Origin of the sequence: Collinsella sp. AM40-7AC (assembly GCF_003468125.1) — a bacterium.
In the GTDB taxonomy this organism is placed as follows: Bacteria; Actinomycetota; Coriobacteriia; order Coriobacteriales; family Coriobacteriaceae; genus Collinsella; species Collinsella aerofaciens_O.
The window spans coordinates 81073-96773 of sequence record NZ_QSGK01000005.1; the positions used below are offsets into that span (position 1 = coordinate 81073).

General features: G+C 55.6%; 5 protein-coding genes. All 5 read right to left on the bottom strand.

Annotation, left to right across the window (positions count from 1 at the left end):
* Positions 1–282: 282 nt before the first annotated feature.
* On the bottom strand, positions 283–11043 hold the full coding sequence (locus tag DW892_RS05605) for a hypothetical protein (protein WP_117766286.1): 10761 nt from the start codon (positions 11041–11043) through the stop codon (positions 283–285).
* Positions 11044–11082: 39 nt separating this feature from the next.
* Positions 11083–12027, bottom strand: coding sequence for a hypothetical protein (locus tag DW892_RS05610; RefSeq protein WP_117766288.1), 945 nt, complete (start codon positions 12025–12027; stop codon positions 11083–11085).
* Positions 12028–12041: 14 nt separating this feature from the next.
* Entirely contained in the window at positions 12042–12881 is an 840-nt protein-coding gene (locus DW892_RS05615) for a hypothetical protein (protein WP_117766290.1), read from the bottom strand.
* Positions 12882–13931: a hypothetical protein gene (locus DW892_RS05620; protein WP_147349854.1), complete on the bottom strand. Its 1050-nt coding sequence runs from the start codon at positions 13929–13931 to the stop codon at positions 12882–12884.
* 285 nt (positions 13932–14216) lie between these two features.
* Positions 14217–15521: an ATP-binding protein gene (locus DW892_RS05625; RefSeq protein ID WP_117766294.1), complete on the bottom strand. Its 1305-nt coding sequence runs from the start codon at positions 15519–15521 to the stop codon at positions 14217–14219.
* Between the last annotated feature and the right edge of the window lie 180 nt (positions 15522–15701).

A 15701-nucleotide genomic window follows, 5' to 3' on the forward strand; every position in this document is an offset into this window, starting at 1 on the left:
CAGCTCATTGAGGGTGTTTTACCAACCAGATTGGTATCTTTTTGTTTGGCTGGTATGGTTTGTGTAATTATTAACCCCTCTTCAGCCCGCACCTACATGTCAACTTTCCACTTACTTTCCAGCTTTCCACCTAGCTTTCCAGCTTTCCACTTAACTTACCACCTAAGGTGGAAAGCTGGAAAGCTAGGTGGGAAGCTGGGGCAGCAGCAGGCCAGGAGAACAAGAAAAGGGGCGGCAACCGGGTGGTTGCCGCCCCCTTTGCGAAGCTAGTTGGCTTCGGAACTAGTGGTCGATGCCGTTGAGGTTCACCCTCGTGAGCGTATAGGTCACATAGTCGGGCGATTGAGGCTTTGCGCTCGCCACGTCACCCTTAACCAGGCTCGCTCTCATTACCAATCGATAGTTCGCGTAGAACTGCTCACGCTGTTCGACCTGCGTGTTGACCTTAACGGTAAAGGGCAGGCTAAACGTAGTGTCACCGTTCTGCGTTTTGAACTTGCCATTCTCCTTCGAGTCAGTGAAGGTGATCGTGCTACCGGAGGGAGCGACCGCGGCAAGCTTACTCTCCGTCACTGTTACGTAGTTGGAGATATCATCCGTTACACTCTCATACGTGCCGTCGGTTCCGCGGCGCTGCAGCTCGAGCGTGTACACAACAGAGTCGGCATTTGCAATTGCCTCGGCGGCGTTGCTAAGTCCACCCAGTTCATACGTGGCACCCAGACCAATCGTGCCATTCGCGATCGGACGTAGGTCGTCCACGTTAATACCAAGCTGCGACTTATCTGGCGCAGAAAGCGTAATGGTCGTATCACCCGTGTCCATGCGATAGTACCCGACGTTACCGGGCTTCGTCTGCGTCAGGCTCGAGGTATTAAGGCCTTCCTTACGCGTCGAAAGCTTGGCAGTATAGGACATCTTGGTACAGGCGTCCTCGCCAGACTGCTTGGACAGGGAGATAACCTTGTTGCAGCCGTCCGGCGTAAGGCGAATCTCTTCCACCACCGTGTGCACGGTAAAGGATCCGTCCGTTGCGATCTTGCGGATTCCGGCGAGGTCATGGTCGAGCGTGAGCTTCAGCGAATCATCGCCTGTATCCGTCACGGTCTGCGTGAACGCAGGCATCGAAGCGTCACACGGCTCCCAATCGCCGCCATTCCACCTGTAGTTCTGACCGCCGATGGCAACATAAAACTTCGCAATTGCCGAGGTTCCGCTCGGGAAACTACTTACTCCCATTAGGTTGTTGTTGGCGCCATAGCGACACAGCGATGTATCGAGCTGATAGAACAGATGGTCACTCTCTGTATAGTATTGGCTCGGGCTAAACGTAACCCTATCTTTGACGTCAAGAGAAAGCACGTAGGCGGCACCGTCCTCCGACTTCGAAACCGGAATGCGCGCCGCATTTTTATTGTCGACTACACTCTGCTCATAATTGGACAAGATGCTGTATGTCGATGCCGTACTGTTTTGATTATCTTCGCCACCGGTGCGCAAGACGTGATGCAAATTCCAAGATATGCGGGCACCCGAAGAATTTGAGTCAATAGACGAAGCCGTAAAACCGTTGATACTAGCTTGCGTCCCGCCGTCGCCCGACTTAGGCACGTTGACAACTAGGTAGACGCTCTCCGATGCACGCTTCTCTCTGCCGGTATCCTTCTCCTTAGGTACCTTTAGCGTATAGCGCTTGTTGCTGGGAACGTTAGCGCCCGCAACCTTAAACAGCGTCCACTTGTCTCCGATCTTCGCCTTAGCGGTCGCCTCTGCCTCGTTTTCACACGCAACCCATGTGCCGGCGCCATCCTTTGTGGCCGACACACCCAAGATCTCGCTCAGCCATCGCTCCTGATATGGATTGCCCGCAGAATCCTCAAAGCCGGCATCTCCGCTCAGGGAAGCGCTCGTTGCGCCGCCTTCGCCCACCGTATAGTGATATTCCCTGCCACCGGCCTTGCCGTCAACGTTCGCATCGACGAGCGTAAGCTGGGTGCCCTGGGGCAGCCTTCCGTCGGCACCATTGAAGAGGATGCTCTTGCCGAGCCCCTTCATCGAGCCGCCAGCAGCCATATAGCTGTCCCAGCCAAAGTCGACTTCCGTCCCATTGGCAGAATTGTATGTCCAGGTAAGCAGACCCGTCATCGGCTCGCCAAAGCTCGTAAGCACGTGTGCATCTCTTCCAAGGTTAGCGTAGTCGCTTTCTTTAAATTTAGTGCCGTAATCATACGTTGCAGTGAAATCAATCTCGAGCTTGCGCTTAACGATGATCGGCACCTGAACGTTGTAGCTCTGACCCGCCTCGGTAAAGGTAACGGTCAGGAGCGTAAAGCGACCTTTGCCGTTGTCCCAATCGGAGCTTGGGCTAAACGACATGTTCTTTTTACCGTTGTTCACCACACGAAGTGTGGGATTGCTCGACGCACCATCGTCCTTAACGAATACACCGTTCTTGAGTTGGAACACCTCCGCCTTGGCCGTCACGTGCGGATTGGTGCCATTCTCGTTATTCAATCTGCAAGCGTCGGAGAAGCCGCCGTTCGTGATGATGTTTAGATAGCTCTTGACCGTCGTATTATCGGTACCCGAGATCACCAAAACGGGAAAATCCGTTGCAACCTTGCTGTCGCTTGCATCGTTATTCGCATTGAACATGCTCGCCACGGATTTGGCGTTATAGCTCGACGTATTTTGATAGGCGCCATCGTCATTGATGCCGCCGATGTTGGTGTAGGTGTAACGGTTGGCAACGCCGGGGCTCGACGGATTCTGGATGGCCGTGGCAAGGCCAACGTTCATGCCGTCGCCGAACAGATAACGGCCGGCCGTGTCAGCATCGGAGGCGCGCACAGCAAGGCCACTCGTCGGACTCGTCGTGACGTAGGGCGAAACGGCCGCCGTCACATTGCCGTTCGCAGCATCGTTGCCATACAGTGTCGCGCCCTTGGCATCGGAAAGCTTGTCTTCATAGGCAGCAAATGCGATGTATGACTTTTTGTTCACCTTTTTAAGGTCGTCGGTGCCGGAAGAATTGCGCATCAGCTTGAGCGATTCACTCGCACTGTTTGGTCTAATGGCAATTCCTGCGACAAAAACGTTGACGAGATCAGCGGATGAACTATTTCCGAACAAATATCCCTGGCTAGTTTGCGCCCCAAAGATATTGCGATCCATGAGCACGTTTACGAGCCTAAATGAGCCACGGCCATCGCCAGACACGCCACCAGAACAACTTCCCAGCGATGAGTTCCATGCAGCGTTCTTGCTACCGGTAAAGTTATTCTCGCCAATGGTCGAATTCAAAAGCGTGACAGAGTTCGCCGTGTTACCGATCGAGCCAACAACACCACCAGAATACGAACCATCGACGACCAGTCCAGTGATAGTTGAATTCTTGACCTCGAGGGCACACCCACCTTTCAGATCACCGATTAAACCGGCAGAGCACTCACGAGCACCAAGATAGATGTCTTTTATTACACAGCTATCGAACTTAAATGCACCGCCCGAAGCCGCTTCGCCGACTGCACCAGCAACGTACTTAAGATTATTCGATCCTCTAACACCAAATACCGTTTTACTCTGCACGTCGCCTTGGATGCACAGATTGTAGACAGACACGATTCCATTTTCGGACCTTCCGATAAGGCCGCCGGTCCCCTCGGTCGCGCTCGATGCTGCCGGCTGAAGCGTGACATTGCTGATCTCCGCCTTTCCGGCACCCTGCGAAGGCGTTCCAGCATCATCGGTGTTCACCAGGAAACCACCTCCAGCAAGACCCACGACACCGCCGGTCCTTGCGTTAGAAGCAGTTGACATAATCGTGGAATTCTTGGCAATAGGCGTGCTCGCCTTTGTCCAAACGCCACCAGCGGAATTTTGGTTCAGCTTGCCGACGAAGCCGCCGACGTTTTTCACGCCAGAAATGTCCATGTTGCTATAAGAGCAATCGTAAAGCTTGACCGGAGAATAGCGCGTGTTCGAATTTGAGGTGTCATTACGATTCACCAGCAAAGTTGTATCTTTATCAGTCCTGCGGCTACCATAGCCGGATGCGCCGAGCAATCCGCCAGCGTTATTGGGGCCATTCACCCTGCAGTTATCCATGGTAATTCCTGCATATTTGCCGTAATCTGCCAGCGAGCTCGCGTTCGCCGTAGTACCCGCAAGCAGACCGACGCCAACCTGCTCATTACCCGCACCACTGGGGGCGCCGGCTGCATTGATATACGTAAGAGAAATATTGCAGTCATCGAACTTTAGGTTCTGGACGGTATAGCCACCGTTGCCCGCAGCAGCAGCGCCGTCCGTTGCCGAAGTGCCGATGCTCTCCCTCACGTTGGTCGAGGCGTACGTTACGGTGCCAAAGAGAGCGCCCACTCCGGTGAGTTTGTAATTATCGTCGGCGTACTCCGTGACCCCATATACCTTGCTGGCCGCCTTGCTACCGACCTTTATTTTTGCACCGTTGCCGTTGATGCACGCAACAAGCGGCACGATTCGATCGCGGTCGGCGCCCTTACCGGATGCGCATGCGTTTGAGTAGTAGCGACCCGAAAGGCCCGTGTAACCCGTACCGTAAGGCGTCATGTCATAATCAATGTCCTTGTCCGTGTTCACGAACCGCAAATCCATTCCCGAGACCTGCGCGGCACAGATGTTGCCCGTCTGCCACGTGGCATACTTCGATACCAGGTAGGGAGAGTTAACATCCAAGCCATCGCCTGCATAGTCGAGAGCGTTACCCTCCTGGATACCGGGGCTTTTCATGTCATCGTTTTTCGCATTAGCAAAGTCGTCAGCGGCACTCGCCGGCCTTCCAACATGTGTATAGCTCGCGTTGCGAACTTTGCCGTATTGTTGGTTGCCGAATTTGTACATTCCCGTTGCGTTGCCGCCACCCATGTAGGCACGCGAGCCCGCATACGTTCCATACGCATCGTTCGTGGTATTCGTATTCGCCGAACCACCAGCCGCGCCGCTGCTGATAATGGCCGAAAGTACGAGCAGTCCCTGCGAGTCATTGACGGTTGTGGTTATGGCGAGGTTATTATTGGTGCCATCTCCCCTATAGCGGCCCTGTGTTGCACCTGTCTCGATGCAGTTCGTTTTCGAAGTATCAAGATTGTTCACCTTGTAGTTGCGATCAGTGTTGTTGAGTCTCTTGCTATCGGCAAGCTCGCTGAACGCATAGCCGTCGATTACGCGGCCAACATACGGGTTGTCATAGAGAGAGGCGCCGGTGCCATGCCAGTCGTTGAGAGCACCATCTCTGTGCGAAGAGTTGCGGAAAATGACGCCACCACCCGCAACAGCACCAACGTAGCCACCAACGGGCACAAGGTGCGCACCGCCGCCATTATCGCCTGCCGCCCCAGCAACGCTAAAGCCAGCATCCGTATTCACCGACACGCCATCGATGATATTGTCACCGCCCATGATGCAACCGATCACGCCGCCAAAGAACGCGCCCGGCACACCAGAACCAGATGTATCTTTACTCTTATATGCAATTGAGGCTGGCGTGCCCGAGTATTCAATATTCAGGTTGCTCACAACGCTGCCGTAGCTATACCGGATCAATCCGGAAAGCGCGCTTGCGCCTTCGGTCTTGTTTATCTTGATGGTCGCTAAACCGCTGCTTCCCAGGTCGCCAACAACAACCCCTCTGAACGGGTTGCTCTGATTGCCCAAACCCTGGAAGGCGGTGGTATCGAGCACAAGCGTATTGGTACCATTTCCCTCGCTATCAACCGGCTCGATACTATAGTAGGCGCTTTGGAGATAGCTGTGCATCGTCGCATCGTCTAGCGCGTTATTGGGGTCAGTGGCACCTTCCCCCGTCTTCTTCTCCCACTTTTTTTTCGCCTGTTTGTAGATGTACGTCACTTCGTTTTCAGGCTTCTCACTGGACGAACGACGCTGACATAGCTCTTCCTGATTGGCGGCAATCGTTACTTCCCAACCGTCGATTGCATTTTGCGTGTTGATATACTCAGCAACCGTGTTGAGCTCTGATGCTTTAGTTATGGCATAGGGATCGCCATAGGTACCGCAGCCCGTCGTAAGCTTGGGCACACGCTGGTTAACTTTGATTTCGTGGTATTGGACTTTGTTTTCGTTGACATTGCCCTTTTTCACATACGGGAGATAACCACCGAATTGCGGAGTATCCGCATTTGCCTCTTTGTTGTCAACGGTGACGAGGCCAGCGGGGGTCCCATAGGTGCTCTCGTCGTAGTACCAGAGCTGCTTACCGGAGTATTCGCCCTTCGAGTCGATCTCGCTACCGAATGTGACCTTCTCGTTCGTCTGGTCATCCTTCATAAAGGTATACACCGCAGAGCCAGTCTTGCCCTCGCCGTAGCCAAAGCTCTCAAGCAAGCTTGCGCGGGTGAACATCGCGTTATCAGTTGCACTGGGGAGGCTGATCGCGCTGAATGTTGCCGTCACCTGGTCGGCCGTACTGCCCACACCAAGCCTACCGAACAGTGATGTCGCCGCCTTGGTGTCGCCCCCATACCCCTTGGTTGAGATATTAGTTGCGTTCAGATTCACGTACGTCTGCATCTCGTTGATGAGCAAAGGCGCGTAGTCAGTTTTATCGGTTACGCCATCGACGGTCAAGCCATCAAGCGTAAGATTATCTATAGAGATCTGCTTAACCGAAGTCGAAGACCCGTAAATATAGCGGCACACCAAAGCACCGGACGAGCTTCCCGCATCTTTTACAAGGGAGCCCACGGTACCGCCCAGCGTGACATTGTTTACCGTAAGGTCGCCCGCATGGGTTCGAATGAGCCCACAATGCATGTTCTCGTGCTGCGTCGCTTCGCTGTTCTTCTTGTTGCCATTTTGCTCTGCTTTGATTTTGGAATAATGGAACTTGATGTCGGCATTTTTCACCGTCACCTTGGAGCCACTAGCGGGATTACTGGGATAGAAGCTATATCCATTCATGTCGATAGACACGCGTGTGCCATCGTTCGTGCCAATATTGTTTCCTTGGAAAATCTGCTGGTTTCCCGGAATGATATAACTCCGAATATCGCTGGGCGCATACAAATATGCGCACCAGAGCAGCAAGTACTCCGGCGAGTCCATAAAATTCGCCCTGCTATTATTCTCGGGATTATTACCCACCTTCGCATATGCCTTATCGAGGTTGTAGTAATACCTCGTCCAGGCATTCGTGTTGTGGTTCTTGCCGAAATCAGAACGGTTGTGATAGCTGTTGTCGCTTCCCTTCTCGCCGCTCATGTCGAGCTTACCCTCATTAACGTCGTCTTTGGTATGCAGAGAAACGACCGTGTTCCATTCGCCGTCCATGAGCTTGCTGCCCGGCTTTACGCCATTGCCCACCCACTCGTCGAAGGTCGTTATATCGGGTGCCGTAATCTTGATACCAGAAACTTTGTATGCAGTTCCCCAATATGCCCTATCTTCCAGGTACAAACCCGTATAGGACTCGGAGCCATATACTCCAGAAGCCACCTTACTGCCGCGGCCAACGAGCAGACCAAGCGTTGTAGCGCTCTTGGCATTGATGGTGGCACCCGAAAGATCGATGGCGTAGTTGTTGATAACCCATTGACCGCTGGCTGCATATACGAGCCCGCCGAGTTCACCTGAGCTGTTTGCTGTTATGGAAGCGTTGTTCGTCTTGAGAGCATACGTACTGTCGCTAGTGTTTTTGCTGCTATCCCCGATGGTGACAACCGTATTGCCCCAGCTGTAGCCCAAAAGACCGCCAGCGCCGCTCTTCGCGTCACCGTTCTTGCCAACGGTCATGCTGAACGAATTGAACGTAAGTCCTGTGATGTTGACGTTGGTCGCATTCGCCGCGATGCCCTGAGTGATGCAGCCGATAAGGCCGCCAATCTGGGATTTCTTATTGCTCGCGCTGTCGCCCGCGGTAATCGCATTTTCACCCGCGGGCGCGTCACCGACCTCGAGACTCGCCACGTTAACGATAGCGACAACGTCCGCCACATAACCGACAGCGCCGCCGATGCATGTGTTGCCGTTGAGAGTAGCGCCCGTTTTGACGGTCGCTTGTGCCTTTGTGCTGCCGCCCGTGTTGCTGCTACTGAAAGTAACGGTTCCGCCGCCCCTCACGCTACCCGCAATGCCGCCGATGTTGACATCGTTTCCGAACGAATCGTCGCAGGTAATAGCCGCGTTGCACATAACGCTGTTGAGCGTTGCGTCACCCGTGATAGTTGCCGCAAGCGAGCCAGCGTCGACGCCTAAGCCGTTATCGAACTTCATAACGCCATCGACGGTAAGGTTATTCACCGTCGCGCCACCGCCGATAGCGGCAAAGAGGCCCAGACGGCTGTGCCGGTAAATCTTGCCATTGCCGTCGGACGTATCGTTGGACGCAATCGCATTATCACCGCGTATGCCGTACGGCTCGCCAACACCAAGGGTGATCGTATGGCCATTGCCATTAAACGTTCCCTGAAATATCTGAAGATTACTGGCGTTATCGAATCCAAGGCCTCCAATGCCCGTACCCAACAGATTAATGTTAGCGCTGAGGTTAATGGTCACATTGGACCCCAAGAGCTGACCCCTATTGTCAGGGTTTAATCCGTAAACGCCGTTCCAAAGTGCACCAAACTGAAGCGAGAGGGCAAAGCATGCAAAGTCCTTCTCGCTCGTAATCGTCAGCTCTCTGTTGCCGTCGTTCCAGCTCCTTCCATAGCCAACTTGCCAGCTCCAGTCCGTAGTCGAAGGCCCCTCAAGCTCGTGTTTATCCATATTGATTTTGATGAGGTCTTTTCTCAGCGTGTGCCCATCAAGCCTAACGATCTCACCATAGCCGCAACCAGCGTTTTGATCGCTACCCAAGTCATCGATTTTCGTCGCAGGACAACGCTTATAAGCCCAGCAATCGGCGTTGTCGGCATCTGCAGGAACACTATCGCTTCCCGTTCCGCGAGCAAACACGAGCGTCGGGTTACTCGAGCTAACGTTCGTGATTTGAGAAACAACCTTCTTGTAGGTAAAGCTGTTATCGGGAGCAAACTTCATGCCCGAAAAATCGGTCACGCCGCCCAAACGAATCGCAGACCCCCAGCTTTCAGCGGCAATTCCCGCGCCGTTTTCAATCGCACCTTCGTTTTTGACGGTCACCCCATTGATATCGGCAATGCTCCTGTTGTCAATGCAGCCCGCAACACCACCGAACCCCTTGCTCGACTGAAGCAGCTTGGTGCAGTTGACCGTAGCGTTCTTGACTTCAAGCGTCGCGCCCGCACCGCGGCCCAGCCAACCGACAAGGCCACCAGCAAAAGTCGGAGTAGCTTCGAGCGCAAACTTCGTTGAAACGTTCTCGATATGAAGCGGCTTCGAGTTGGCACACCCAGTCACCGAACCGACAAGACCACCGAATACCGCGGTGCCTCCTCCATTGCCGTAGGTGCTCTTGAACGCGCCACCCTTGAACGATACAGTCGCCGCCGAATCAACAAAGCTCAACTTACCGATAGCGGCACCAACGCCATTCGACTCGTTGGCCTTGCCCGCAAGCGTGACACCTCCATCCGTATCAATTTGATCATTGCCGGTAAACTCAACCGAGCTTGCAAAGCTCACCTCACCGATAAAACCGCCGGTATTCATGCTATTTTCATTGCCAACTGAAGCGGGGCAGGTGTACTTCTTGCTGTCCGCGCCGAGCGTGAGCTTGGTCGCCTTACCGATGAAGCCGCCACTGGCGGTGGTGCCCTTGACGGTGAGCATGTGCAGGTCGAGAGCCTCCGTGACGTTGACTGTAGCGCCTGTGTTCGAACCGACGAGACCTACGACACCACCGGCGGAACCGCTTGCAGACTGAACGGTGGCAGCGGGAACATCAAGGGTGCCGACGTTCAGAGTCGCGCCATCCTCGACCGTGCCTACGAGCAGACCGGCATTACCGGAGCTCGTCTTGACGACACCGCCCGCGGCAAGGCTATCGGGAAACTTAACAGACCCCACCGTAAAGGTTCCGCTCTTGACTGTATTCGCTAAAAGACCGATGTTTCCCGCTGCATTTACGTTGAGCTGCTCGAGAGAACCGGCAGGGCCATAGGTGACCTCTGTAGTAAGGTCACCCATCGCCTCACCCAAAAGGGGCGCCGTCAGAGCGGAAGTCGTATCCGTCCCGTCGGTGCCTACGGAATTCGCGATGTTGACCACAGCGTTGAGCGTCTTGCCCCCACCGCTGACCTTCGAAGCGATCATCGGCGCGCTATAGGTAGTTGCGCCTACCCACTTTATCTTGACTGTATTGTTTTGGTCAGTCAGCTTGAGGTTATTAAAAACCGTCCGGTTAGTCGTGAGCTCGACGGGGCTATCAGCGCCATTCATCGACCTATAGATCCTGCCTTCAAACGGATGCTCATCGCTGCCAAAGCCCTGGAAAGACATGCCGTTATTTGCCGACTCGGTGAGCTTCGCATCGCCCGTGATGATAACCTTGATCTGCGCATCATAGTAAAGCGAAGCGTCGGCGTTAGACAGGGCGGCGAACGCCTCCGACGACGTGACATTGAGGCTTTTGATTCCACTGTTATCTTCTTTGAGCTCGATGCCTTCCGCACCATTAGCCTCGAGCAGCTCGACAAGCTTTTTCAAATCCGTGATCGTCGAACCCGCCTGGGCCTCAGCGTCTTCCGAAACCGCGGCATCGGCATCTTGCTCGACGTCATCAGCGGCAGCATCCCCTGCCGCATCGTCGCCCTCCGTCTGATCGCCCGTGGAATCGGAACCCGCGGCGCTATCGACGGTATCGCCCGTTGCGACATCGTCTTTCGCAGCGCCATCCTGGGCACTGTCACCCGCGGCGCCGGTATCACTCGACCCAAACCCATTCGCGGCGTCGCCGTTGGTCTCGCCGCTCTCGGCAGTATCCAACGCCTTCGCAGATGCGGCAGCAATCTCGTTCGAGATGTTCTGCCAGCCTGCCGCCACAGCAGCCACCGTGGGCGAGCATGCTTGGAGCACCATGACCACCGTCATGAACTCTGCGAGTATGCGCTTTGCCGTTCTCATCGATTCCGTACCTCTTATCCTAAAACCCTGCTGCCAGAGTTATTGAGTCTCCGTCGTACCCGTTTGGGTGGTTCCGCTCACGCTAATGCCCAGTTTGTCCCAGCCATCGGGCGTTTTGCCGTCAGCTCGGTAGAAGTTGACGACCAACGAACCCGGCTCCATGGTGAACGTAACCGTGTGATTTGTTTTATCCGCCGTCACACCATGGTTGGTCTCGAAGAACGGGTCGATCTCCACGTTCTCCCCCCATGTGAGCGTGACGTTTGCCGGTGCGCCCGTAACCGTCACACGGTAGTTGTACGCAGCGTAATCAGCAAACTTGCCAGCCTCATCAACCAGCGCGCCCTCAACCGCAGCGGTTTTGGCCTCGGCCCTCTTTGACGGCACGACTTTCGCCGCCAGACAGGTGAGCTCGGTGCCGGGGCTATCGCCCGAAACCACCGTCGCCCTAATCACAAAGTAGGCATGTCCCAGCTTGTCCTCAGGGAACGTCACGGTGTAGTCGTTCTTGGTAGGCTGATTCTCCGGAAGTGTGACGCTGCCGCTGGGCCGGGGCGAATAGCTCCACGTGGCGCCATCGAGCCCATACCCCTCAACCGTCAAGGTGTACGTCACGTTTTTGTCGTTGCAAAAGTTGCTGTTGCTCAGCAAATAGTTGTAGATGCTAAAGGTAAAGCTGCATTGCTCGCTACTGGGATACACCGTAACGGAGCGCTGGGCACGGTCGAGCTCGTCTCTGCTGGGCGTACTCATGTAGCCCGTGAGCAGGTCGCTTGCAAATAGGCTCTGCGCAGTGCCCGTTGCGGCGACGGACTTAAGAAATCCGTTGGCGGTGTAGGCGGAATAGGTAAAGTAACCACCCGTCACGAGCGCCACGGCGCAAGCAAGTGCGATTGCTGCCACAACCAGCTTATTCTTGACTAGGCTTTTGCTTTTTGCCAGCTGCTCGCACTCGGCATCCTGCTGCTTCCCTTGCTCCTCCATGTGCGCCCCCTCTCCTACTTACCGCTCGTGTTGCGCGCGATCAGATAGATCACGTCGGTCTCTTTGGCGCTCTCGTCCCACGAAAGCTTGATGATAAAGTTAAGCGTGTCATTGCCAATCGAGTTGTCGAGCGTCTTGGCGTTGAGCTCGCCTTTTTCGAATACCTTGTATCGGTAGAGCGGGCGCGCGTTGCGCTGGACGTTTTGATAGTCCTTGAATGTAGGGTCGCTTGCGCCGGGGACCGGCACGGCTGCCGGACCGTCGTTCTCCTTGTTGATATATTCGAAGCTCGTCAGCAGGTTCTCTCCGGTTGCTTTCCAGCTATAAGATTTGCCGCCTGCGGTACCGTTCACGTCGGGCGTCTGGAGCGCAGGCGTGTTCTCGGCTTTATACAGCTCGATAGTGAGACCTTTAATGTTGGTCGTATTCGCAAGCTGCAGCTCAAACCCATCGCCGCCCGTCTGCACGCAAAACGGGCGCTTGAGCGTCACCGTGTTGCCGGTCTTGGTATCTCCGTATTCGGGGTTGTATCTCAGGTCGATCTGCTCTGTTGCCGTAGCGTTGGGGCCCAGCACTTTGAGCTCCGCCGGCTCCTTGATCTTGCCAACGGTGGAGCCGCGATTGGCATCGACAAACCATCCGAGTGTCAATCCCAGCAACACGAGAAGCACGGCCACCAGGCCCATGATGGCAAGGGATTCGCGACGATGGTTGCTAGCCCACGTCTTGATGCGCTCGATGCGGCCAACCGGACGCGATTCGCCGTGCGAGCCGAACCCATTGCCGCCGGGGTTTGCCGCTCCTTCGTTGTGCTTGATATCGCCCTGCTCGCGGGCATTAAGCTGATCGTCCATTTATTCATCCGCCTCCTTGGCGGTAAAGCGCACGCGAATGTACTTGATGTTCTTGCCGATAATCTCGTCGGCGTTGTTGTAATAATTGGCGCAGGTCTCCACATCCGCAGAGGACACGCCGGCTCCGACAGGCGGAACCGCGCTAGGCGCCTGACCTGGCACGCTCGTGCTATCGGCGCGGAAATAGCGCGCATGGTTATTGTTGATGTCGCCGACGAGGGTTGTGTATCCCCCCTCGTCGCCTGTGTTAGCGAAAAGGTTGCCACCGTAGCCGGCGTTGCCCGTGTGAACATAGCTCTTGAACTGCTCCGGCCAAATCCAGTAGAGGGTTTTGGTGACGGTTTCGGTCGTGCTATTTGAGTCCGCAGCGTAAAAGCTCGACTTTGGGATGGTAAAGCTCTGCGTAATGACGGTGACGCTGGCCCCGTCCTGGGTCACCGTGGTGGTCGTAGGGACCAGCGGATTCGAGTAAAAGCCAGAGGCGTCTTTGCCCTGAAAAACCAGGATATGACCGCGCACCAAATCTTTAAGCGAGTTGATGATCTCTTCGTTTTTCGATGCATCCGCAGCAGTGCCGCCCGTGCCCGCAACGCTCGTCTGAACAGAAATTTCCCAGGTCATCTCCACCGTGATATCGTGCAGGTCATTGCAGAGCGGCCTGACGTTGAGCTGGAGCTGGCCGGCCGACCCCGGAGAGAGACCGCCATCGGCGCTCATGTTATTGAGGTTGAAAAGATTGTTCACGGCAAGGCTTGTACTGTCCGACGCGTAGTTGTCCTGAGTGTCGTACTTACCCGCCGTGCCGCCCTGCGTTCCCGAGAGCACAAACCGCGGGCCCTTCGCCGCGATCGTGCTCCCCGTGGCACTCACTCGGTTATTCGCGGCAAACCAGGCCAGGCATGCAAAGATGGCAACGATGGCGGCCAGCACAAACAGACCGCTCACCAGGAAATCCTTCCAGAAATCCTTGAGGGTCCGCGCGTGCTCGTCGGCAGCTTGGCGGTACTCGGCCGCCGTCTTGTGCTGCTGGAGCTCGCTATGTCGGTCCATGCCACTCATCGCTTGCGTTTGCCCTGCTAGCGGGCGTGCCATCCTTTCCGCTTGGTCGCGATCAATCCGTTGCTCGTAGGCATAGAATTCAGGCAGAATACAACACCATACGATAAGGTAAAAGAATAGCATTGACCTGCGGTTTGCTCCACAGCGCAAGCCTTAATGATGTCTTAAAGATTACGAATAGCAGCTTCTTCCATATGCCAAGGACATGGTGCAAACAAACCTGACCACTTGCACCAATCCGCAGCACCGGGCAGCGGGCACACGGCGTGCCGCCCCTTAACACCCCAACGCGCGCACGGGTATCGCGTAGATACCGTCCTCGACCTCGCGGGCGTACTCACCCACCCCCACAATCACGGCCATAAACTCCGGTTCGCGTGTGCGTGAACGAGGATTTCCACAGACCTTCTTGCGAACGCGCTTGAGACTCTCGACGCCGGCGCTCGCTTTATCTTCACTTACCTTAATCTCAAAGGCGGCCCACCGTCCATCGGCTAGCTGCACGATGGCATCGCATTCAAGGCCCGAATCGTCGCGATAATAGCGCACGGGCGTGCTATCCAGCAGGTCGAGCGAACGTGCGTAGACCGAAAGATCGCGTATGACCAAATTCTCAAACACCAGACCAAATGTCTGCCAGTCGGCAAGCAGCGCCCGCGAGGACATACCTAGCAAGGCGCAAGCAAGGCTCGGATCTGCCAGATAGCGCTTGGGCTTGACGGTAAAGCGCCGTTTGTCGCGCGCGGCGGGAACCCAACCGGGGACCTCCTCGAGAATGAACATACCTTTGAGGGCATCCAGGTACCTACGCACCTTGGTCTCGTCGGCAAACGCTGCGGGCTCCTCCTCGGCACCGAACATATCCATAAGAATCATTTTATACGTGGCTGCCTGTCCCAGATTGCGCGCGATCGATGCGGAGACTCGACGAGCAATATCGGGGTCGAGACCGACCGCCGGGAAGCTGCTCGAAAACGTGGTGTTGAGATATTCGCGGGCGATGAGCTGGGCGTCAGCCGAAACCATATCGATCGCCTCGGGCCAGCCGCCGCGGCAAGCGGCTTCGACAAGCCCCGGCGTATCGCCATTGCACCGACAGGGCTCAAAACGATGCTCAAACAAGCCCGCCAGGCTCACCTTGCCGTTGGACTCACCTGTCTCGGCAAGCGTCATGGGGTGCATGCGAACGCGGCCGATGCGGCCGGCTCCACTATGCGCGGGCGTCTCCGCCTTTGAGCCAAACGCAGGCGTGGCGGAACCCGTGAGGATATAGGCGCCGCGCGTACCCCGGGTGCGGTCAACCTCGTGTCTAACGTAGTCCCAGATCTGGGGAACGCGCTGCCACTCATCGATAATATGCGGACGGTCTCCCAGCAACATCATCGCCGGATCGGCACGCGCGAGGTCGAGATTCTCGTCGACATACGAGGCGGACGCCCCGTGCTCAAGCGCGGCCCACGTCTTGCCGCACCACTTGGTGCCCGCAATCTCGACCGCGCCAAAGACGCGAAGGTAGCGTTCGATTTGCGCATCCACGATACGCGGGATGTATCCGTCCCGATGTAGCCTCTCGCCCGCCATGAGCCACCCCCGCAGATTTCCAGGTCCTGCTTTCTGATTCTTCTATTCCACTGTAGCAAATTCGGATTTTCGGGTGGTTGCGATTCGGATTTTCGTGTTTTAAGTATTCGGATTTTCTGAACCAGCTGGTCAGTTGGCGCCCTCATTGGCAAAAAGGCGGGGAGCGCCGATACGGCACTC